Source organism: Acidovorax soli, from assembly GCF_014207955.1.
Taxonomy (GTDB): domain Bacteria; phylum Pseudomonadota; class Gammaproteobacteria; order Burkholderiales; family Burkholderiaceae_C; genus Acidovorax; species Acidovorax soli_A.
The window spans coordinates 76,426-98,425 of the sequence record NZ_JACHLK010000007.1 but is presented as its reverse complement, the minus strand read 5'-3'; the positions used below and the strand labels follow the sequence as shown (position 1 = coordinate 98,425).

Annotated in this window: 19 protein-coding genes; 6 read left to right on the top strand and 13 right to left on the bottom strand. The window is 67.2% G+C overall.

Going from position 1 to position 22,000, the window contains the following annotated elements; translation table 11 throughout:
* Positions 1–4: 4 nt before the first annotated feature.
* The 7 genes from mraZ to HNP48_RS17985 form a co-directional block, all read right to left on the bottom strand.
* Positions 5–433 (bottom strand): division/cell wall cluster transcriptional repressor MraZ, encoded by a 429-nt coding sequence (gene mraZ, locus HNP48_RS18015; protein ID WP_184859982.1) that lies wholly within the window; start codon positions 431–433, stop codon positions 5–7.
* Between the two features lie 253 nt (positions 434–686).
* Positions 687–2,015 carry an ATP-dependent protease ATPase subunit HslU gene (hslU, locus tag HNP48_RS18010; protein WP_184859495.1) on the bottom strand — a complete coding sequence of 443 codons (1,329 nt, stop codon included), beginning with the start codon at positions 2,013–2,015 and terminating at the stop codon, positions 687–689.
* A gap of 103 nt (positions 2,016–2,118) precedes the next feature.
* A complete protein-coding gene (gene hslV / locus HNP48_RS18005; RefSeq protein WP_184859493.1) occupies positions 2,119–2,682 on the bottom strand; it encodes an ATP-dependent protease subunit HslV in 564 nt (187 codons plus the stop codon).
* A gap of 69 nt (positions 2,683–2,751) precedes the next feature.
* Positions 2,752–4,461: an STAS domain-containing protein gene (locus tag HNP48_RS18000; protein ID WP_184859491.1), complete on the bottom strand. Its 1,710-nt coding sequence runs from the start codon at positions 4,459–4,461 to the stop codon at positions 2,752–2,754.
* Between the two features lie 53 nt (positions 4,462–4,514).
* The gene (gene dksA, locus HNP48_RS35670; RefSeq protein ID WP_184859488.1) at positions 4,515–5,300 is read right to left on the bottom strand and encodes an RNA polymerase-binding protein DksA; all 786 of its coding nucleotides are present in this window, start codon (positions 5,298–5,300) and stop codon (positions 4,515–4,517) included.
* Between the two features lie 349 nt (positions 5,301–5,649).
* Positions 5,650–6,720 (bottom strand): GTP-binding protein, encoded by a 1,071-nt coding sequence (locus tag HNP48_RS17990; RefSeq protein WP_184859486.1) that lies wholly within the window; start codon positions 6,718–6,720, stop codon positions 5,650–5,652.
* A 219-nt stretch (positions 6,721–6,939) separates the two neighbouring features.
* On the bottom strand, positions 6,940–8,175 hold the full coding sequence (locus HNP48_RS17985) for a class I SAM-dependent rRNA methyltransferase (protein ID WP_184859483.1): 1,236 nt from the start codon (positions 8,173–8,175) through the stop codon (positions 6,940–6,942).
* Between the two features lie 303 nt (positions 8,176–8,478).
* Here HNP48_RS17985 and HNP48_RS17980 point away from each other — a divergent pair, with 303 nt between their 5' ends.
* A complete protein-coding gene (locus HNP48_RS17980) occupies positions 8,479–10,092 on the top strand; it encodes a methyl-accepting chemotaxis protein (RefSeq protein ID WP_184859481.1) in 1,614 nt (537 codons plus the stop codon).
* 149 nt (positions 10,093–10,241) lie between these two features.
* Here the strand turns inward: HNP48_RS17980 and lepB are convergent, their stop codons facing one another.
* Positions 10,242–10,910 carry a signal peptidase I gene (lepB, locus tag HNP48_RS17975; protein ID WP_184859479.1) on the bottom strand — a complete coding sequence of 223 codons (669 nt, stop codon included), beginning with the start codon at positions 10,908–10,910 and terminating at the stop codon, positions 10,242–10,244.
* Positions 10,911–11,172: 262 nt separating this feature from the next.
* On the opposite strand from lepB, the gene HNP48_RS17970 reads away from it, so the two are divergent.
* The gene (locus HNP48_RS17970; RefSeq protein WP_184859477.1) at positions 11,173–13,530 is read left to right on the top strand and encodes an EAL domain-containing protein; all 2,358 of its coding nucleotides are present in this window, start codon (positions 11,173–11,175) and stop codon (positions 13,528–13,530) included.
* 7 nt (positions 13,531–13,537) lie between these two features.
* On the opposite strand, the gene HNP48_RS17965 is transcribed toward HNP48_RS17970, so the two are convergent.
* The 3 genes from HNP48_RS17965 to dapF are packed head-to-tail and all read right to left on the bottom strand — an operon-like array spanning position 13,538 to position 16,122.
* Positions 13,538–14,524, bottom strand: a complete 987-nt coding sequence (locus tag HNP48_RS17965; protein ID WP_184859475.1) for a tyrosine recombinase XerC — start codon at positions 14,522–14,524, stop codon at positions 13,538–13,540.
* Between the two features lie 24 nt (positions 14,525–14,548).
* Positions 14,549–15,247 carry a DUF484 family protein gene (locus tag HNP48_RS17960; protein WP_184859473.1) on the bottom strand — a complete coding sequence of 233 codons (699 nt, stop codon included), beginning with the start codon at positions 15,245–15,247 and terminating at the stop codon, positions 14,549–14,551.
* Positions 15,244–16,122 (bottom strand): diaminopimelate epimerase, encoded by an 879-nt coding sequence (gene dapF / locus HNP48_RS17955; RefSeq protein ID WP_184859471.1) that lies wholly within the window; start codon positions 16,120–16,122, stop codon positions 15,244–15,246. The genes HNP48_RS17960 and dapF overlap by 4 nt, the downstream gene beginning before the upstream one ends.
* Before the next feature lie 132 nt (positions 16,123–16,254).
* On the opposite strand from dapF, the gene HNP48_RS17950 reads away from it, so the two are divergent.
* On the top strand, positions 16,255–16,962 hold the full coding sequence (locus HNP48_RS17950) for a glutathione S-transferase N-terminal domain-containing protein (RefSeq protein ID WP_184859469.1): 708 nt from the start codon (positions 16,255–16,257) through the stop codon (positions 16,960–16,962).
* Here HNP48_RS17950 and HNP48_RS17945 read toward each other — a convergent pair.
* On the bottom strand, positions 16,959–17,843 hold the full coding sequence (locus HNP48_RS17945) for a LysR substrate-binding domain-containing protein (RefSeq protein WP_184859467.1): 885 nt from the start codon (positions 17,841–17,843) through the stop codon (positions 16,959–16,961). The genes HNP48_RS17950 and HNP48_RS17945 overlap by 4 nt on opposite strands.
* Positions 17,844–17,956: 113 nt before the next feature.
* Between HNP48_RS17945 and HNP48_RS17940 the strand changes: the two genes are divergently transcribed.
* Both HNP48_RS17940 and dkgB read left to right on the top strand, forming a co-directional pair.
* A complete protein-coding gene (locus HNP48_RS17940) occupies positions 17,957–19,159 on the top strand; it encodes an MFS transporter (protein WP_184859465.1) in 1,203 nt (400 codons plus the stop codon).
* A gap of 40 nt (positions 19,160–19,199) precedes the next feature.
* Positions 19,200–20,012, top strand: coding sequence for a 2,5-didehydrogluconate reductase DkgB (dkgB, locus tag HNP48_RS17935; protein WP_184859463.1), 813 nt, complete (start codon positions 19,200–19,202; stop codon positions 20,010–20,012).
* Between the two features lie 9 nt (positions 20,013–20,021).
* Here dkgB and HNP48_RS17930 read toward each other — a convergent pair whose 3' ends face one another.
* Entirely contained in the window at positions 20,022–20,891 is an 870-nt protein-coding gene (locus tag HNP48_RS17930) for a LysR substrate-binding domain-containing protein (RefSeq protein ID WP_184859461.1), read from the bottom strand.
* 101 nt (positions 20,892–20,992) lie between these two features.
* On the opposite strand from HNP48_RS17930, the gene HNP48_RS17925 reads away from it, so the two are divergent.
* Positions 20,993–21,955 (top strand): tripartite tricarboxylate transporter substrate binding protein, encoded by a 963-nt coding sequence (locus HNP48_RS17925; RefSeq protein WP_184859459.1) that lies wholly within the window; start codon positions 20,993–20,995, stop codon positions 21,953–21,955.
* Positions 21,956–22,000: the final 45 nt, after the last annotated feature.

The following is a 22,000-nucleotide window of genomic DNA, read 5'->3' as shown; positions in this document are numbered from 1 at the left end:
GCCCCTAGAAAGAAAAGTCCTTGAAGACATCGGGCATGTCGCCCTGCATGGCCTTGGCCTCCTGCTCGTCGTAGGTGGCCTTGTCCCAGAGTTCGAAATGGTTGCCCATGCCCAGCAGCATGGTCTCGCGCGAGATGCCGGCAGCCTCGCGCAGCTCGGGGGCGACCAGCACCCGCCCCGTGCCGTCCATCTCCACATCCTGGGCGTTGCCCAGGAAGATGCGCTTCCACCACTGGGCGGACATGGGCAGCTCGGCGATGCGCTCACGGAACTTCTCCCACTCGGGACGCGGAAACACCATGAGGCAGCCGTGGGGGTGCTTGGTGATGGTGAGCTGCCCGCCCGCCGTGGCCGCCAGGACGTCACGATGCCGGGTCGGCACGGACAGCCGACCCTTCGCATCGAGACTGAGCGACGAGGCACCTTGGAACACGGACAGCTTTCCCACTCGGTTGGAATCCACCCAGGGCCTGAACGCAGGCTCTGAGGGCACTTTTCACCACTTAATTGCACTTTTTTGCACTGTAGCAGGAAAAGCACACCGAGCAAGAGGGTGCACAACAAACTTTTGCAATGAAATCAAGGACTTAGCTGCGTCTTCGAAGAGTCGAAACGAGCAAAAGTCCTTGAGAAAGAAGCACTTAGCGCAGGCTATGCAAGTGATACCTCAAAGGTGGCACCCAAGGTCACAGGATGTAGCGCGACAGATCCTCGTTCTGGCTCAGCGTCTGCAGGCGCGCGTCCACATAGGCAGCATCAATAACCACCGTTTGACCCGATAGTCGCGCTGCATCAAAACTGACCTCATCGAGCAGCCGCTCCATCACCGTGGACAGGCGCCGGGCGCCGATGTTCTCGGTGCGCTCGTTGACCTCGAAGGCGATGTGCGCCAGGCGCGTGATGCCTTCGGGCGCGAACTCCAGCGTGACGCCCTCGGTCGCCAGCAGGGCCTGGTACTGCTTGACCAGGGAGGCATGGGTCTGCACCAGGATGGCCTCGAAGTCCTGCACGGACAGCGAGCCCAGCTCCACCCGGATCGGGAAGCGACCCTGCAGCTCCGGGATCAGGTCGCTGGGCTTGGCCAGGTGGAAGGCCCCCGAGGCGATGAACAGGATGTGGTCGGTCTTGACCATGCCGTACTTGGTGGACACCGCCGTACCCTCCACCAGCGGCAGCAGGTCGCGCTGCACACCCTGGCGCGAGACATCGGCGCCACTGCTCTCCTGGCGCGCAGCCACCTTGTCGATCTCGTCAATGAAGACGATGCCGTTCTGCTCGGCATTGGCGATGGCGCGGGTCTTGATCTCTTCCTCGTTGACGAGTTTTGCCGCCTCTTCCTCGACCAGCAGCTTGAGGGCCTCGGCGATCTTGAGCTTGCGCGTGCGCCGCTTGTCCTGGCCCATCTGGCTGAACATGCCGCGCAACTGCTCGGTCATCTCCTCCATGCCCGAGGGGCCCATGATCTCGAGCGCAGGCCGGCTTTCGGCCACATCGATCTCGATCTCCTTGTCGGCGAGCGCGCCTTCGCGCAGCTTCTTGCGAAAGACCTGGCGCGCCGTGCTGTCGGCTGCTGCAGGCTCTGCGCCTGCCGCCGAACGGGCCGGCGGGATCAACACATCGAGGATGCGCTCTTCGGCAGCATCCTCGGCGCGCGTGCGCACCTTGCGGGTCTCGGCATCGCGCGTCTGCTTCACGGCGATCTCGGCCAGATCTCGGATGATGGAATCCACATCCTTGCCCACATAGCCCACCTCGGTGAACTTGGTGGCCTCGACCTTGATGAAGGGCGCATCGGCCAGGCGCGCCAGACGCCGGGCAATCTCGGTCTTGCCGACCCCCGTGGGGCCGATCATGAGGATGTTCTTGGGCGTGATCTCATGGCGCAGCGCGCCTTCGACCTGCTGCCTGCGCCAGCGGTTGCGCAGCGCAATGGCCACCGCGCGCTTGGCACCGGCCTGGCCGACGATGTGGTGGTCGAGTTCGGAGACGATTTCTTGGGGGGTCATGGACGACATGGGGATCCGCCTGGTAGCAAGGGAGGGACCGGCCGCCGCAGCACGCGGCCGCCGGCGCCATGGAAGAAGGGAAGGCCCGGCACCACGGCACCGGGCAAGGCGCTCACAGCGTTTCGATGGTGTGGTGCATGTTCGTGTAGATGCACAGTTCACCCGCGATTTCCAGCGATTTCTTGACGATCTCCTGCGCTGGCAGGTCGGTGTGGTTGAGCAGCGCCTTGGCTGCAGAGTGCGCGTAGGCCCCACCCGAGCCGATGGCCACGATGCCCTGCTCCGGTTCGAGCACGTCGCCGTTGCCGGTGATGATGAGCGAGGCCTCCAGGTCGGCCACGGCCAGCATGGCCTCCAGGCGGCGCAGCACCCGGTCGGTGCGCCAGTCCTTGGTCAGCTCGATGGCGGCGCGTACCAGGTGGCCCTGGTGCTTGTCGAGCTTGGCCTCGAAACGCTCGAACAGCGTGAAGGCATCGGCCGTGGCCCCGGCAAAGCCGGCCAGCACCTTGCCGTGGTGCAGTTTGCGCACCTTGCGGGCCGAGCCCTTGACGACGATGTTGCCCAGGGTGACCTGGCCGTCACCGCCAATGGCGACCTGCACGCCGGCAGGGGTCTGGCGGCGCACGCTCAGGATGGTGGTGCCGTGAAACACCGGGTTGTCTTGTGAGGAATCCATAGCTGCCGCAGATGGGGGCTTGCGCCGGACTTTCAAGCCGGAGGCATCCGCGGGCCCCGGCAAGCGCCGTCAGTTCTTGCGGGGAAGGACCCAGGCGTGCTCGTTGATGCCGATCACGTTGAAGAAAATGGCCACCAGGCGCTGCAGGTTCTGGAAATGCACCTCATGGCCCTGGCTTTGCTGCTCGGCGGCCCAGTTGAGCACCGAGCCCGCCGCGGCAAAGTCGACACGGATCAGCTTGTCGCAGGCAATGACCAGCGGCACGCCGGGGCGCACCATGGCCTGGAAGGGTTCCAGCAAGGGGGTCGCGTCGCCATCGATGTGGCCGCTGAGCGACGCGGCAGGCACCGCATCCGCAGGCACCGAGGCCTCGAAGCCGAAGTCCGACGCAAGCATGTCCCGCTCGGCGGGAGCCGCCACCTGGGCACTGGACGTGGTCGTGTCGTCCGAGTAGCCCATCTTCGGCGCCACCCACGAAGGCGGGGAAACCTCGTAGGTCACGCAGTAATCGAGCGCCACCAGCTCGAATTCGTCGGGCCGGCCCATCATGCGCAAGGCCGCCATGCGCAGGCGCCACCACTCGGGGCCCGACGCCCGGTCGCCCGACTGCGTCATGATCTCCATCAAGGTGTTGAGGCGGTCCACCCCCGAGAAGACAAACTGGCCGGTGCGGTCGGCCCATTTGGTGAACAGGTCGGCCAGCAGGGGCACGGCCGCATCATCGATGCCCGAGATACGCGTCCAGGCCAGGGTCCAGGGCGACGCCGAGCGCTCGATGGAGGCCTGCAAGGCCGCTACGGACGAGACCGTCAGGCGCGCAGGTGCATTCCAGCTGAAATCGCGGCGGGCCATGCCCGCCTTGGGGGATTCTTCCTGCACCAGGCCGAGCTGCTCGGGCATGGAGAACCACAGGGGGGCGGAGCGGCTGAAGCCCGCGGCAAAGTCGATGGCCAGGGTGTCGAAGCGGTCGTGCTGGCCGGTGGCGCGGTACAGGTCGAACAGCGTCATCCAGATTTCCAGCTGCTGCGCCGGGTCGTCCTGCTGGTGCTGTGCCAGCACATCGAGCAAGCCGGACTCCGCCCCGGCGTGATCGCCGTTGGCAAAGCGGATGGCGGCTTCTTCAAGATCGGGTTCGTGCACGAATTCCTCCGGTGCGGATGCGGTTTCGGGCGTTGGCGCCGGACTCGGATCGAACGAAGCCAGTTCCTCCCGCGGCGGCTCTGCCCGCATGGTCGCATCCGATCCGCCAAACTGGCCGATCGCCATGCTGTCGTCTTCAAAAAGGGGCTTGACCGCAGGGGCCGGCCCGATGGGTGCGGCCAGGCTGACGGGCGCCGTGGGGGCGAAGGCGCGCGCAGCGGCCTCGTCCTCCCCGCGAAAATCGGCGGGCTGGGTGGGCGCATCGGCATTGGCCTTGCTCTTCCACCACTGCTGCGACATCTGCGCTTCGATCTCGTCGATCTTCTTGAGCGTCACGGCGCGCTCGTCGGGCGAGGCCATGCTGCTCTGGAAGAACGAGGGGCGCGCCGTGGGATCCTCGGTGCGCTGGCCCTGCAGCACTTCGCGCTGGCGCAGCTTGCGCAGCTGATCGAACTCTCGGCGCCGCACGAAATCGTTGCGGCGCTTGCGCTCGATCATTTCCTTGAGCATCTGCTTGCTGTACTGGCTCTCCCGGTCCTCCTGGAGCGAGTCGAGCTCGGTCCAGTTGGTCGTGGGGTTGCGCACAAACCGCACCATTTTGGACAGCAGGCCGCCGGGCGTGGTTTCTTCCTTGCTCATGGGATAGGCGAGAGAGGGTGCGTGCGCAGGGGTATGTTCAGGCCGGGCAGACTTCAGTCGCCAAACATCTTCTGCTTGAGCTCGCGGCGCTGCTGTGCTTCGAGCGACAGTGTGGCCGTGGGACGGGCAATCAGCCGGCCCACGCCGATGGGTTCGCCGGTCTCGTCACAGTAGCCATAGTCGCCCGCATCGATGCGCGCGATGGATTGCTCGATCTTCTTGAGCAGCTTGCGCTCGCGGTCGCGCGTGCGCAGCTCCAGCGCGTGCTCTTCCTCGATGGTGGCGCGGTCGGCAGGATCGGGCACCACCACGGTGTCTTCACGCAGGTGCTCGGTGGTTTCGCCGGCACTGTTGTGGATGTCCTGCTTGAGCTGGACCAGCTTCAGGCGAAAGAACGCCATCTGCTTGTCGTTCATGTATTCGCTGTCAGGCATGGCCAGGACTTCCGCGTCGGTCAGCTCCTGGGCCGTCTTGGCTTTCCAGTTGTTGGCCAGCTTGGGGTCTTTTTTGGCAGCAGTGAAAGTGGGCACTTGCGCGGTCGTGGGCATGGTCTGTTGGTAGCTGGCTTTGGCAGCGGTGGAAGCCGTTGCCTGTGCCATGGATGGTACGGTCAATTGGGCCAATCGGGAAGAAGGCCGGGTCGTGCGCACGGGTACATCGGATCCCGCCGGCGGCTCGGCGGCGGGGGCTACAGGAACCGGAGCGGCAACCACCTTGGGAACAGCCTTGGCAGGTACCTTGGCAGCCGCCTTCACGGCCACGGGCGCAGCAGTCTTGCTTTTCACCGCGCTCGGCGCTGCTTTCGCAGCCACCTTGGATTTGCTGGTTTCGGCTTTCACTTCCTGGTCTCCTCGCTGTACGGGCGGGCCGAGGCTGCGCTGGCAACCAAGGGCGGATGGCAAGCCTTCCGGGGTTTTACCGGGGCGCGATTGTATCGACCTGCGCTGGCGCAAACGAAAACGTTGCGGATACGACACATCTTGCCACCCATCTCGCCGAACTTCGAGAGAAATCAGTCCACCAGATATTTGTTGACATTGCCGGGCCGCAACCACTGCCAGGACCTGGCCGGTGCACGCCGCCCGTGCGACTGGCGCGCCGCTGGCCAGCACCACCCTGGAACTGGCTTTGCCAGGCCAGCGGTGGCGTGCCCCTCTGGGGGATGGCGCGAAGCGACTCAGGGGAGCGTCAACCCAGACTCTGCTCCAGGCCCTGCAGGAGGATGTCCTTGGGCAGGTCGATGCCGATGAAGACCATCTTGCTCAGGCGTTCCTCACCCTCGGCCCACTGCGGCCCCAGATCGCTGCCCATCAACTGGTGCACTCCCTGGAAGATCACCTTGCGTTCGGTCCCCTTCATATAGAGAACACCTTTGTAACGCAGCATGCGTGGCCCATAGATGTTGACGATGGCCCCCAGGAAGTCTTCGAGCTTGGCCGGATCGAAAGGACGCGCCGAGCGGAAGACAAAGCTTTTCACATCGTCGTCATGGTGATGGTGGTGGCCATGGCCGCCGTGCTGGTGCGAGGGATGGTCGCAATGCTCGCCGTGCTCATGGCCATGGTCGTGGTGGTCATGCCCATGGTGGTCGTGGCCATCGTCGTCCTTGAGGAAATCGGGGTCGATGTCGAGCTTGGCATTGAGGTTGAAGCCACGCAGGTCCAGCACCTCCTTGAGCGGTACCTCCCCGAAGTGCACTGCCTTGATGGGCGCGCGCGGGTTCATGTGCTTCAAGCGATGGATCAGCGCATCGGTCTCCTCGGCGCTCACCAGGTCGGTCTTGGACAGGAAGATCTGGTCGGCGAAACCCACCTGGCGGCGCGCTTCCTGGCGGTCATTGAGCTGCTGGGGCGCGTGCTTGGCATCCACCAGCGTGACGATGGAGTCGATCAGGTAGGTCTCGGCGATCTCCTCGTCCATGAAGAAGGTCTGCGCCACGGGGCCGGGATCGGCCAGGCCCGTGGTCTCGATCACGATGCGGTCAAAGTCGAGCAGGCCCTTGCGCTTCTTGGCGGCCAGGAGCTGCAGGGTCTCGCGCAGGTCTTCGCGGATGGTGCAGCAGATGCAGCCGTTGCTCATCTGCACGATCTGCTCCTTGGACTCGGTCACCAGGATGTCGTTGTCGATGTTTTCTTCGCCGAACTCGTTTTCGATCACGGCGATCTTCTGGCCGTGCGCCTCGCTGAGCAGGCGCTTGAGCAAGGTGGTCTTGCCCGAGCCCAGGAAGCCGGTGAGGATGGTGGCAGGAATGAGGGACATGGAAAAAGCCTAGGAAGGGAGGCGGTTGCCCGCAGTGGAATCGGCGGACAGTGTAGCGGCGAACATCCGTTCCCGCTCAGGAATGGATGGCATCCCATACCGATCTTTTTGGAAGAAATTCCTTTTCCAATCATCATTTCATGCTCCAAAAAAATGAGCAAAAATGACCCCATTGACGCAATTTGATTGCGTTAATTCCTACCCCGATGCCCTGCCCCATCAAGATTTGCGCATCACCACCAGGCCCTTGAGGTACTCGCCCTCGGGGAAATCCAGGGTCATGGGGTGGTCTGGCGCACCCGCCAGGCGCTCCACGATGTAGCCATCGACCCCCGCATCGGCGCCGGCCGAGGCCACGATCTTGTGGAACAGGTCGGCGCTGATGCCGCCCGAGCACGAGAAGGTGAACAGCACGCCGCCCGGCGTGAGCAGCTGCAGCGCCAGGCGGTTGATGTCCTTGTAGGCGCGCGCAGCCCGATCGGCGTGGGCGGCCGTGGGGGCAAACTTGGGCGGGTCCAGGATGATGGCGTCAAAGCGCTGCCCTTCCTTGAGGAACTGGCGCAGCGAGGCATTCACGTCCGCATCGAGAAAACTCGCGCGGTTCGGGTCGAAGCCGTTGAGTGCCACATGGGCCCGGGCCCGCTCCAGCGCCGGCCCCGAGGAATCGATGGAGACCACGCGTCCGCCGCCCGGGCCACCCGCCGCTTCGGCGGCGCGCATGCCGGCCAGGGCCGCGACGCTGAAGCCGCCGGTGTAGCAAAAGCAGTTGAGCACATGCTGGAAGCCCAGGCGGCGGGCGTACTCGGCAAAGCGCTTGCGGCTGTCGCGCTGGTCCAGGTAGAAGCCGGTCTTGTGGCCTTCGGCAATATTGAGCGTGAGCATCCACTGGTGCTCGTGGATGCTCAGTTCCACGGGCGGCGCCTCGGCGCCGGCCACCGGCCCGCCGCGCAGCCAGCCCGTGGCAGGCTCCAGCCCCTCGAGCGCGCGCACGCTGGCGTCCGAGCGCTCATAGAGCTTGCTGAGGCCGGTCTCACGCAGCAGGGCGTCGGCCAGCACATTCTTCCAGCGCTCGGTGCCAGCGCTCGTGAACTGCGCGACCAGGGTGTCTCCGTAGCGGTCCACGATCAGGCCGGGCAGGCCGTCGGATTCGCCGTGCACCAGACGCACGCCATCGCTCTGCACATCGAAACGCGCGCGGGCAATGATGGCGCGCGCGCAGGCGGCAATGAAGAAGGGCGCATCGATGCGCTGGGCCTCGTCGAAGCTCCACACCCGGGCGCGGATGCGCGAGCTGGGGCTGAACGCAGCCCAGGCCAGGAACTGGCCCTCGTGCGATTCGACGCGCACTGTCTCGCCGCTGTCGCCACCGCCCTTGGCGATGGCCGACTCGAAGATCCAGGGGTGGCGGCGCAGGAGCGAGCGCTCCTTGCCAGGGCGAAGGCGAAGGGTTTTCATGCCCCCGATTGTGCAGGCTGGACACCGCATCGCGCACCACCGCGCTGCGCGCGCTCCCATGCGGAAGGCGTCCAACACGCCGCCCCAGGCCGCCAAGAAGGCCTTGAAGGCCGGTTTGCGGCACATCGCCAGCACACCCGGCAGGCTTGCCATTTTCCTTTCGCCAGCACCGGGCATAAGTGATACAAAACGCCCACTTTTTCCTGGGTTGGCGGGCCACCCATCACCCAACCTCCAGGCGAGCCGTCATTGCATGCCCCGTACCCCGGGCAGGCCCATGGGTCCACCAACCGAGCCGATGCCATGAACCTCAATCAGATGAAAGTCTCCACCCGCCTGTCCCTGCTGCTGGTGGTGCTGTGTGCGCTGACGCTCGCGATCGGGTCCGCTGGCTTGATGGGCATGCAGCGATCCAATGCAGGCCTGGACACGGTCTACCAGGATCGGGTGGTTCCGCTCAAGCAGATCAAGCTGGTGTCCGATGCCTATGCGGTCAACATCGTGGACACGGCGCACAAGGTCCGTGACGGCGCCTTGACGGACCAGCAGGGACTCGACGCCATTGCCAAGGCCACCCAGGACATCAGCGACCACTGGAACGCCTACCTGGCTACCAGCCTCGTTCCAGAGGAGACCCGCCTGGTCGAACGGTTTCGGCAACTGCAGCCTGCCGCCGATGCAGCGGTCACCCTCCTGAAGAGCCACCTCCAGCGCGGCGACAGGACGGCCCTGGCAGCGTTCGCCAGCCAAGGCATGTATCCCGCACTGGACCCCCTGCAGGATGTGCTCGCGGGGCTGGTGCAGGTGCAGCTCGATACCGCGCGCGCCGAATACGATCGCGCCGTGGAGTCCTACCGCTGGACCTGGCTTTTCGTGGTCGGAGCCATTGCCGCGGGCCTGGCATTCACACTGGTGTTCGGGCATGTGGTCGCGCGCAGCATCATTCGCCAGCTCGGCGCCGAACCCAGCACCGCCGTCCACCTGGCCCGCAGTGTGGCGCTCGGTGATCTGACGGTGCCCATCGCACTCAGGAACGGTGACACCACCAGCCTGATGGCGCAACTCAAACGCATGCAGGACAGCCTGGTGGCCATGGTGGCCCTGGTGCACCAGAGTTCCGAAAATGTTGCCAGTGCCGCGGCGCAGATCGCCCAGGGCAACACGGATCTCTCCTCGCGCACGGAAGAACAGGCCAGCGCCCTGGAGGAAACTGCAGCCTCCATGGAAGAGTTGAACTCTGCCGTACGCCACAACGCCGACAGCGCCCGCCAGGCCAACGCCTTGGCGTCTTGCGCATCGACGGTCGCACGCCAGGGTGGGGCCGTGGTGGCCGAGGTGGTCGACACCATGAAGCGGATCAACGAAAGCTCCGCGCAGATCGCCGACATCATTGGCGTGATCGACTCGATCGCCTTTCAGACCAATATCCTGGCACTCAACGCCGCGGTGGAGGCCGCCCGCGCGGGCGACCAAGGCAGGGGATTCGCCGTGGTGGCCACGGAAGTGCGCACCCTCGCGGGCCGCGCTGCAGCGGCGGCACGCGAGATCAAGACCCTGATCGGCGCGAGCGTGGAGCGCGTCGAAGCCGGAACCGCACTGGTTGACCGTGCCGGCCAGACGATGGATCAGGTGGTCGACTCCATCCGCCAGGTCACCGACATCATGGGAGAGATCAGTGCCGCCAGCAGCGAGCAAAGCACTGGGGTTGACCAGATCAGCGAGGCCATAACGCAAATGGACCAGGCAACCCAGCAAAACGCGGCACTGGTCGAAGAGATGGCTGCAGCCGCCACCAGCCTGAACAACCAGGCCCACGGACTGGTTGCCACGGTCGCAGTCTTCCAGCTGCCGGGGAGGCGTCCGCCGGCTCTGGCCCTGCCAAAGCGAAATGCCCACACACCCCTCCTGAACGGCTGACGACGGCAGGCAGCGCATCCAGCGACCGGATCATGGTGCAGCCCGCCCTTCCCAGGGACCGGGAGGGCCATGGGCCCCTGACTTTTTGCACGGCGGGATCTGGCGGCATGCCCGGATCGGCTTGCGGGGACCGCCGTGGCACCCTGCCGTCAGAGCGCCTTGCCGAAGCGCTCGAAGCGCGGCAGGAAGTAGCGGCCGGTGTCGGCCGAGACCAGCACGCCCAGCGCACGCCCGATCAGCAGGTGGCGCGGCACCAGGCCGATGTAGCGCGAATCGGCACTGTTGTCGCGGTTGTCGCCCAGCACCAGGTATTCCCCCTCGGGCACCGTGATGGGGGCAAAGCTGCTGCGTGCCGTCACGCCGTGCAGCCATTGCACGCGGCGTTCGTGGCCCTGCACCTGCTCCGTCAGGCGCGTGGCCCCGACGGTCTGCCCCAGGTCTGCCACGGCCTCCTGCAGCGCCTCGGGCGCGCCATAGTGGGCGGCTTCACCATTGATGATGAGCACTTCGTCGCGCATCTCCACCGTATCGCCGGGCACCGCCACCAGGCGCTTGATGAGGCGCGTGCCATCCAACGGCGACGAGAAAGTCACCACGTCGCCACGCCGTGGCTGCGCCAGCTCGGCCAGCACCACGTCGGTCAGCGGAATCTTCACGTTGTAGGCCAGGCGGTTGACGAACACCACGTCGCCTTCGACCAGGTTGGGCCGCATGGAACCCGAGGGAATGGGGTTCCAGTCCGCCACGGCCGTGCGGAACAGGCCGAAGCACATCAGCAGCACGAGAAATCCCTTGTTGGCCTTGATCCAGCGTCCCATCAATCTGCTCCTCCAGTGGTTCCAGGGTCGGGCGGCGCCAGGGCGCCGCGCCACCCATCGGAGCCCGGCGGTCGGCCAAAGGTTCCCGCCATCGGCCGGCCTCCTCCGGCACCTCAGGTGTTACCCGTGCGCACGCCCCGCCGGACAGGTGCACAATGGGCTCGGCAAGACAGTGTGTTCCGCCAACCCCTTGGATGTGTGATGACGCAGCGCCCGCCGCCCCCCGGTGCCGGCCACCGCTGCCCCCAACCAAACCGCTTGCATGGCAGAACTCCACGCCCTATCGCTGCTGCCCGCGCGCGTGCAGCAATGGCTGGCCCCCTACGAGGCGGACGAGCCGCTGGCCGCGAGCTTTCGCGCCCAGCAGCTGCAGGCCATGCTGCGCCTGACCCCGCTGGCCATGGCCGTCAATATCTTCAACGGGTTTTTCATCGCCTGGCGTCTGGCGACGGTCCCCTCCTGGCTTTGGGCCTGGGTGCTGGCCCTGTTGTTCGTGGCCGCGCAGGGGCTGCGCGCCTGGCAGCGCGCCCGCCAGCGCCCGCCCCGTCTGCTGGCCTCCCCCAAGGCCATCCGGCGCGCGGCCCGCCACGCGGGCGTGCTGGGCCTCTTGTGGGGCAGCATACCGGCGCTGCTCTTCGCCTCGGCCCCGGCGCCGGACCAGATGATGATCCTGGCGATCAGTTGCGGCATGATCTGCGCCGGGGGCTTCGCGCTGGTGACCGTGCCCGAGGCGGCCCTGAGCTATGTGCTGCTGCTCGCAGGGGGCTCGGCCGTGGGCCTGGTGCGGGCACTGGACCAGCCGGGTACCGCGACACTGTTGGTGCTGCTGGTGACCTATGGCCTGGTGGTGATCGCCTCGGTGCGCGTGATGGCCCGGTCCTACGGCTCCCGCCTCGCGGCCGAGGCCGATGCTGCGCACCAGCAGCAGATCGTGGGCCTGCTGCTGCGCGACTTCGAAGAGAACACCAGCGACTTTCTCTGGGAGGTCTCCAGCGAAGGCACGCTGCGCCACTCCTCCAACCGCCTGGACCAGGCCCTGTGCTACAGCCGCCAGGACGACCCCGACCTGGGCCTGGTGGAGCTGATCGCCCGTACCCACCGGGGCGCCAGCCACGGCATCGACCCGAGCAGCCACCTGCGATCCCTGCAGGTCGCCCTGCAGGGATCGCAGCCGTTCCGCGACCTGCCGGTCCCCCTTGTCATCGGCGGCCAGCTGCGCTGGTGGGCCCTCACGGCCAAGCCCACCTGGCGGCTCGACCAGACGCGGCAGGACTGGCGCGGCGTGGGCGTGGACATCACCCACAAGAAGCATGCCGAGGACGAGATGCACCGCCTGGCGCATTTCGATGTGCTGACCGGGCTGGCCAACCGGCGCCACTTCCAGCACCGCCTGCAGCAGCAATGCACGCGGGACAGTGCGGGCGCCGGCGGTGCGGCCCTGCTGTGCCTGGACATGGACAATTTCAAGCGCGTGAACGACGCCTACGGCCACGGCAACGGCGACCTGCTGCTCAAGACCGTGGCACAGCGCATGGCCCAGCAGGTGCGCAGCCGCGACCTGGTGGCCCGGCTGGGCGGGGACGAGTTCGCCATCCTGCTCGACGGGGCCAGTTCGCGCACCGAGGTGCAGGTGTTCTGCGAGCGCCTGGTGCGTGCCATCGAACAGCCTTGCGACCTCTCGGGCCTGGCCATCACGCCGCACCTGAGCATCGGTGTCGCCTTTCTGCCGCACGACGGCAACCACGTCGACGCCCTGCTGCACCATGCCGACCTGGCCCTGTACGAGGCCAAGCAGCGCGGGCGCGGGCAGGTGCAGTTCTTCTCCATCGAGATGGACCAGCGCGCGCACCGGCGCATTGCCCTGGAGGATGGTCTGCGCAGCGCCCTGGCCGGGGGCGAGCTGCATCTGGCCTTCCAGCCGCAGTGGCACCTGGCCTCCGGCCGCGTTGCGGGCCTGGAGGCCCTGCTGCGCTGGACCAGCGCGCGCTTTGGCAGCGTGTCGCCTGCGGAGTTCATCCCCGTGGCCGAGGAGGCCGGGCTGATCCGCGACATCGGACTGTGGGTGCTGGAGCGCGCCTGCCAGGCCGCGCGCCAGTTGCCTGGGGACCTGGTGATGTCGGTGAACCTGTCGGTGTGCCAATTCGACGATGCCCTGCTGGCCGACAAGATTCTCGCCGTGGTGGAGCGCTGCGGCCTGCCCCCGGGGCGGCTGGAGCTGGAGATCACCGAGTCGGTCTTCCTGCAGGACACGGACGATGTGATGGCCACGCTGCACCGGCTGCACCATGCCGGGGTGCGCATCGCGCTGGACGATTTCGGCACGGGCTACTCCTCGCTGGCCTACCTGCGCAGCTTTCCGTTCGATCGGCTCAAGATCGACCGCTCCTTCATCGCGCCCATCCAGAGCAGCCCCGAGTCCGAGGCCATCGTGCATTCGGTGATCGAGCTGGCGCAGGCGCTGCACATGGAAACCACGGCCGAAGGCATCGAGACGGCCGAGCAGGCCCAGTTGCTGCAGGGCCTGGGCTGCGTGACGGGCCAGGGCTTCTTCTTTGCACGGCCGCTGGACCTGGCAGCGGTGACCTCCTTCATCGCCGCCCAGCCGGCGACGGCGAACTGACCTTGGACTATGCAGAGCCCGGCTTGCGCTTCGCCCGGGGATGGGCTGCGTCGTACACCTTGGCCAGGTGCTGGAAATCCAGGCGCGTATAGACCTGGGTGGTGGTGATGTTGGCGTGGCCCAGCAATTCCTGCACCGCGCGCAGGTCACCGCTGGACTGCAGCAGGTGGCTGGCGAACGAATGGCGCAGCATGTGCGGGTGCACCGGCGTGGTCAGGCCCGCCTGCTGGCTGCGCTGGCGCAGGCGCAGCCAGATGGACTGCGCCGTGAGCCGCGCGCCGCGCTGGCCCAGGAACAGTGCGGCATCCAGCCCTGGTGCGCCCTCACCGCCGAACGGGCCGGCACGCAGCGCCAGCCAGGTCTTCAGTGCCTGGGCCGCCGATTGGCCCACCGGCACACTGCGCCGCTTGCTGCCCTTGCCGAAGACATGGGCCTCGCCCGCCTGCAGATCGATCCAGCCGCGGCCCTGGCGTTCGGTGTCGGCGCTGGCCACGGCATCGAGCCCCGCGAGTTCACCCACGCGCAGGCCGCAGCCATAGAGCAGCTCCACCATGGCCGCGTCGCGCGCTTCCAGCCAGGGGTCGGCCCCGCTGTTGTCGAACTCGGCCAGGCGCACGGCATCGTCCACGCCCAGGGCCTTGGGAAGGGGCTTGGGCGCCTTGGGGGCGCGCACGTCCTGCACCGGGTTGTGCGGCACCAGGCCCTGGCGCCCGGACCAGGTGAAGAAGCCGCGCCAACCGGAGAGGATGAGCGCAATGCCGCGCCCGCTGCGCCCGCCGCTGTGCATCTGCGCGACGAAGCGGCGGATGTGCGCCGTCTGCAGCTGCAACAGGGGCACGCCCACGCCGGCCGCGAACTGTGCGAGCTTTTCCAGGTCCAGGGTGTAGAGCGTGAGCGTGCGCGCCGCCAGGCGCTTTTCCACGCGCACATGCTCCAGGTAGCGCAGCACCTGCGGGTCGGGTGCTGCAGGGGATGCAGAAGGGGCGGTGCGCATGGAAACAGCCGTCCGCCCGGCCGCTCAGCGCAGGCGCACCAGCGCCGAGCTGGCCAGCTCGGCAATGCGCGAGAGAAACTCGGTGCCCATGGTGGCGTCGAAGCGCTGGGGATCGTGCGAGCCCAGCACCAGCAGGCCGAAGGCCGGCGTGGCGCTGTCGATCGCACCCTGGCGCAGCGGCAGCAGGGCCAGCGACTGGGCCTGCACACCGCCTGGCGCATCGAGCCAGCCCGCAGGCTCGAAGCCCAGGTTGGGGCCGCAGAAGGGCATGGTCAGCGACGAGGCGAAGGCGCGCGCGTCTTCGCTCGCGCCCTGGGCGAAGTCGGCATCCACATAGGGGCCGGCCACCTCCCAGACGCGCACGGTGGCCTGGGGCACGTCGAACAGGGTGCGGATGCCCTCGACCACGGCCTCGGGCAGGTCGAACGGGTCCTTGACCTGCAGCAGCGCACTGGTCCACTGGTGCACCTTGTTCGCAATGGCGGTGTTCTCGCTGCTGTTGCGCACCATGTCCATCACCCGGTGTTCCAGGCCCTTGATCTTCTCGCGCAGCATCTCGGCCTGGCGCTCCTGCAGGCTCACGGCGCGGGCGCCATGGGGGCTGGTGATCTGCACGCTGGCCAGCACTTCGGCGTGGCGCTCGAAGAAGCCGGGGGTGTTCTCCAGGAAGCGGGCGATGTCGTCTTCGGTGATGGGCGGAATGTGGGTGCTGGGGTTGGTCATGCTGCGTCCGGGATGTCGATCTGGCCTTCGAATACGGTGGTGGCCGGGCCGGTCATGAAAAGGGAATCGGAGTCCTGCCCGCTCCAGGCGATGGTCAGGCGCCCGCCGTGCATGTCCACATGCACCTCGCTGTCGAGCAGACCGAGGCGGATGCCCGCCGCCACGGCCGCGCAGGCGCCCGAGCCGCAGGCCAGGGTTTCGCCCGTGCCGCGCTCGAACACGCGCAGGCGCACATGGCCGCGGCCCACGATCTGCATGAAGCCGGCGTTCACGCGCTCGGGAAAGCGCGCATGGCTCTCGATCAGCGGGCCCCACAGCAGCACCGGCGCCGTGTCCACGTTGTCCACCAGCTGCACGGCATGCGGGTTGCCCATGGAGACCACGGCCACCGGCACGGTGACAGGCGCGCCCTGCACGTCGAACGCCAGCGGCCAGGTGCGGCCGTTGCCTTGCACCGTGGGGGTGAGCGCGGTGGCGTCGAAGGGCACGCGCGGCTCGTCGAGCACGGGCACGCCCATGTCCACGGTGACCCGGCCATCGGCATTGAGCTTTGGCGAGAGCACGCCGCTCAGGGTCTGCACACGGATGGTGTCCTTGTCGGTCAGGCCCTTGTCGCGCACATAGCGCGCAAAGCAGCGCGAACCGTTGCCGCACTGGCCCACCTCGCCGCCATCGGCGTTGTGGATCACGTATTCGAAATCGATGCCTTCGGCCGGCGAAGGCCGCACGGTGAGGATCTGGTCGGCGCCTACGCCGAAATGGCGGTCCGCCAGGTAGCGGTACTGGCCGGCCGTGAGGTTCAGCCGCGACCGGGTTTCGTCGAGCACAACGAAGTCGTTGCCCGCACCCTGCATTTTGGTGAAGTGGATCTTCATGCCCGGATTATCGTCGGTGGCGGCCCTGTCCTGCCAGACACAGGGGCCATGGCAATACCCCCATCAGGCACGGATAGTCCAAGGCGTTTAGGCTTGGCGCTTCTTTCTTCCGGCAACCCGAACGAGGAACCCATGGCAGCAGACCTTTCCGCTTTCCCCATCACCCGCAAGTGGCCCGCCCAGCACCCGGACCGTATCCAGCTGTACTCGCTGCCCACGCCCAATGGCGTGAAGGTGTCGATCGCCCTGGAAGAGCTGGGCCTGCCCTATGAACCGCACCTGGTGAGCTTCGAGACCAACGACCAGACCTCGCCCGAGTTCCTGTCGCTCAACCCCAACAACAAGATCCCGGCCATCCTCGACCCCAACGGCCCGGACGGCCAGCCGCTCGCGCTTTTCGAGTCCGGCGCCATCCTGGTCTACCTGGCCAGCAAGGCCGGCCAGTTGCTGCCGCAGGACACCGCAGGCCGCTACGAGACCCTGCAATGGGTGATGTGGCAGATGGGCGGTGTCGGCCCCATGTTCGGCCAGCTCGGCTTCTTCCACAAGTTCGCCGGCAAGGACTACGAGGACAAGCGCCCGCGCGACCGCTACGTGGCCGAATCCAAGCGCCTGCTCGGCGTGCTGGACCAGCGCCTGGCCGGCCGCCAGTGGATCATGGGCGACAGCTACACCATTGCCGACATCGCCACCCTGCCCTGGGTGCGCAACCTGGTGGGCTTCTATGGTGCGGGCGAGCTGGTGGAATTTGACCAGTTCAAGGAAGTCCAGCGCGTGCTGAAGGCCTTCGTGGCACGGCCCGCCGTGGCCAAGGGGCTGAACATCCCTGCCCGGGGCTAAGCCAGCCTCTCCTGGAGAAAGTCCAGAAAGCACGCAATGCGCGCGGCCAGTTGCGTATTGCGGTAGTAGACCGCGTTGATCGGCTGGCGCACGTCTACCGTGTCGCGCGCCAGCACCTGCACCAGGCGGCCGCTCTCGCGGTCGCCCGCGGTCATGAAGTCCGACAGGCACACCAGGCCCACGCCCTGCAGCGCCAGTTGGCGCAGCGTTTCGCCGCTGGACGCGGTGAGGCCGGGCACGGTGGGCCATTCGTCCCCATGCGCTCCGCGCAGCGGCCAGCGGTTGAGCGACTCGGGCTGGTTGAAGCCCAGCAGCGTGTGGCCCGCCAGGTCGGCCACGCTGCGCGGCTTGCCCGCGCGTGCCAGGTAATCGGGGCTGGCCAGCACACGCAGGCGGCTGGTGCACAGCGGGCGCGCATGCAGGGTCGAATCCTGCAGCAGGCCGATGCGGATGGCCACGTCGGTACGCCGCTCCAGCAGGTCGATGTTCATCTCGTCCGTGTTGAGCTCCAGCTGGATCCCCGGGTAGGCGCTGCGGAACGCCGGCACCAGCGGCACCACCGCATGCAGCATGAAGGGCGTGGCCGCATTCACGCGCAGCCGGCCCGAGGGCTGCTGGCGCCGTGCGGCCATGCTTTCCTCGGCCTCGTCGATGGAGGCCAGGATGGCGCGCGTGCGCTGCAAAAAGGCCTGGCCCTCTTCGGTCAGCTCGATGCGGCGCGTGGTGCGGCGCAGCAAGGTGGTATCGAGCTTCTTCTCCAGCCGCGACAAGGCCCGGCTGATGCCCGAGACGGTCTGTGCCAGTTGGTCGGCGGCCGCGGTGATGGAGCCGCCGTCGACCACGGCGGCAAAGGCCTGCAACTCTTCGAGGGTGGTCTTCATGCCAGCCATGGTCGCCTATTCTTGATTTCAAATCAATAATCTATCGACGACAACCGTCTTTTTCTGCAAAGCCGAAGTCCGGACACTCCTTCCATTCCCACAGGAGTGTTCCCATGCCCATTGCCCTGCTCGCGCTGACGCTCAGCGCTTTTGCCATCGGCACGACCGAGTTCGTGATCGTTGGCCTCTTGCCCACCGTGGCGGCCGACCTCGCCATCAGCATTCCCTCGGCGGGCCTGCTGGTGAGCCTCTATGCCCTGGGCGTCGCCGTCGGCGCCCCCGTGCTCACCGCCCTCACCGGCAAGCTGCCGCGCAAGGCGCTGCTGCTGTCGCTGATGGCCCTGTTCACCGCCGGCAACCTGCTGGCCTGGCAGGCACCGAGCTACGAATCGCTGGTGGCCGCGCGCATCCTCACCGGCCTGGCGCACGGTGTGTTCTTCTCCATCGGCTCGACCATCGCCACGGGCCTGGTGCCGCGCGAGAAGGCTGCCAGCGCCATTGCCACCATGTTCACCGGGCTCACCGTGGCCCTGGTGACCGGCGTGCCGCTGGGGACCTTCATCGGCCAGCACTTCGGCTGGCGCGAGACCTTTTTGGCTGTCTCGGCCCTGGGGGTGATCGCCTTCATCGGCAGTGCCCTCTTCGTGCCGCGCACCATCGCCCACACGCCACCGGCCTCGCTGCTGCAGCAGGCCCGGGTGCTGGCCGAGCCGCGCCTGCTGCTGGTCTATGCCAAGACGGCCATTGGCTACGGCGGCAGCTTCATCCCCTTCACCTTCCTCGCGCCCATCCTGACCGAGGTGACGGGCTTCAGCGCGGGCGCCGTGGGCTGGGTGATGCTGGTCTATGGCGTGTCGGTCGCCGTGGGCAACCTCTGGGGCGGCCGGCTGGCCGACCGCCTGGGCCCGATCCCGGCGCTGCGCATCGTGTTCGCCTTGCTGGCCGCCGTCTTGTTGCTGCTGCAGTTCACCGCGCCGCACCCCTGGCTGGCGCTCGTGACCGTGCTGCTCTGGGGCGCCTTGGCCTTTGGCAACGTGCCCGGGCTGCAGGTCTATGTGGTCAAGCAGGCCGAGCGCTTCACGCCCCAGGCGGTGGACGTGGCATCGGGCCTGAACATCGCCGCGTTCAACCTGGGCATCGCCGGCGCGGCCTGGGCCGGGGGCCTGATCGTGACCCACCTGGGCCTGATGCACACGCCCTGGATCGGCGCCCTGGTGGTGCTGGCCTCGCTGGCGCTGACGCACTACAGCGGCGTGCTGGACCGCCGCGCCGGCATCCCGGTGCACGCCAGCGGGCCGGTGCCCGCAGGCCATTGAACCTTTCTTTCACAACCCTTCTGATACGGAGTTCTTTCCCATGCCTTCTTCTTCCATCCCCGCCTTTGGCGTCGGCACCTTCCGCCTGCAGGACCAGGCCGCCATCGATTCGGTGCGCAATGCGCTCGACCTGGGCTACCGCCTGGTCGACACGGCCCAGATCTACGGCAACGAGGCGGCCGTCGGCCAGGCCATCGCCGACAGCGGCGTGCCGCGCGACGCGCTGTTCATCACCACCAAGGTCTGGACCGAGAACCTGGCCGCCGACAAGCTCATCCCCAGCCTCAAGGACAGCCTGTCCAAGCTGCGCACCGAGCAGGTGGACCTGGCGCTGATCCACTGGCCCTCACCCGGCGGCGCGGTGCCCGTGGCGGAGTTCATGGGTGCCCTGGCCGAGGCCAAGGCCCAGGGCCTGGCCGCGCAGATCGGCGTCTCCAACTTCACCGTGGCACTGATGCAGGACGCCATTGACGCCGTGGGCGCTGGCGCCATCGCCACCAACCAGATCGAGCTGCACCCCTACCTGCAGAACCGCGCCGTGGCCGAGTTCGCCCGCAGCCAGGGCATCCACATCACCTCGTACATGACGCTGGCCTATGGCAAGGTGCTCGGCGACCCGGTGGTCGAGGCCATTGCACAAGCCCACGGCGCCACCCCGGCACAGGTGGCCCTGGCCTGGGCACTGCAGCTCGGCTACGCGGTCATCCCCTCCTCGACCCGGCGCGAGAACCTGGCCAGCAACCTGAAGGCGCAGCAGTTGCGCCTGAGCGATGCGGAGATGGCGCAGATCGCTGCGCTGGACCGTGGCGGCCGTCTGGTCGACCCTGAGGGCTTGGCCCCTCATTGGGATTGATCGGTTCTTTCAGCCGGTCACTACGCGCACGAAGGCCGGCACGACCCCCAGGGCATCGTCGCGCCGCTGCAGCGCATGCACGTCGGCACGCGGCGCCTTGGCCCCCAGGGTTTTGAGCACCACGCGGGGCCCGAACAGGGCGCCCAGCGACGACGGCACCAGGGCCACGCCCAGCCCCGCGGCCACCAGGCTCAGCACGGCGGCCAGTTCCACCGTGGTCTGTGCCACCCGGGGCGCGAAGCCTGCCTGCACGCAGCACTGCACCATGTGCTCGGCATGGGCCGACGAGTCGCGGCGCAGCATCACAAAGGTTTCGCTGCGCAGGTCCCGCAAGGCCAGCGCCTTGCGCGCGGCCAGCGCGTGGCCCGGCGGCAGGGCTGCGACCACCGGATCGGGCCACAGCAGGGTGCTGGCGAGCTGGTCGTCGTTGACGGCAGTGCGCGAGATGCCCACGTCGATGCGCTTGTCGCGCAGTGCCGCCTGCTGCAGCGAGGGCTGCATCTCGTGCAGTACCACGTCCACGCCGGGGTGGCTTTGGCGGTAGCGCGCCAGCGCGGCCGGGAACGGCCCGAGGAAATGCGAGCCCGACAGCCCCACCTCGATGCGCCCGGCCTGCCCCTGGCCAATGGCCGCGACACGCTGGCGCGCCGTGCCCAGCCGCTCCAGCACCGCACGCGCATCGACCAGGTAGGCCTGGCCTGCCAGCGTGAGCTCCACGCGCCGGCTGGTGCGCACGAACAGCTGGGCACCCAGCTCTTCTTCCAACTGGGCGATCTGCAGGCTCAGCGGCGGCTGCGAAACGTGCAGGCGCTGCGCGGCGCGCGTGAAGCTCAGCTCCTCGGCCAGGGCAATGAAGTAACGCAGGTGCCGCAGTTCCATTGATACTTTCTCGGTCTAAATCAAGACCAACAATATATTGGACTGCAAACCCCGCCATTTCGACAATACGCCCAGACCACAACAACCCGGCGGAGACGACCATGAAGATCCCACACAGCCTGATGGCTGCCACGCTTGCCCTTTCAGGCCTGGCCATGGCCCAGGACAGCTACCCCAGCAAGGCCATCACGCTCACCGTGCCCAACCCGCCCGGCGGGGTGGTGGACACTTCGGCCCGGCTGCTCAACGAGCCCCTGGCCCGCGTGCTCGGCCAGCCCGTGGTGATCGACAACAAGGCGGGCGGCAGCGGCAACGTGGCCTACGGCGCCGTCGCCCGCGCCAAGGCCGACGGCTACAACCTGCTGATCTCGTACTCCGCCTACCACGTGGGCAACCCGGCCCTCACCCAGAGCCTGCCCTGGGAGGCCAAGGACTTCGCCCCGGTGGCCCTGCTCACCGTGGCGACCAACGTGATTGCCGCCCACCCCTCGGTGCCAGGCAACAACCTCAAGGAATTCATCGCCTACCTCAAGGCCAACCCGGGCAAGGTCAACTACGCATCGCAGGGCAACGGTTCGCTCTCGCACATCGGCACCGAGATCTTCAAACAACAGAGCGGTACCTTCATGACCCACATCCCCTACCGCGGCTCGGGTCCGGCCGTGGCGGACGTGCTGGCCGGCCAGGTGCAGGTGTTCATCACCACCCCGCCTTCGGTCATGCAGCATGTGCTGAGCGGCAAGCTCAAGGCCTTTGCCGTGACCGGCACCAAGCGCCACCCCGGCCTGCCCAATGTGCCCACCGTGGCCGAGGCCGGCATGCCCGACTTCAAGCTCGAAGCCTGGGTGGGCCTGTTCGCCCCGGCCGCCACGCCACCCGCCGTGGTCTCCAAGCTCACGGCCGACGTGAAGAAATCGCTGGAGATGTCCGAGACGCGCCAGCGCGCCGACGCCGCCGGCATCGAGCTGCGCTACCTGCCGCCCGAAGCGCTCGGTGACCTGGTGAAAACCGAAACTGCCTACTGGGCCAAGACCATCAAGTCCGCCGGCATCAAGGCCGACTGACCTACCGCCCCCCAACCATCCGTACCCGCATTCCCGGCGCCCCGC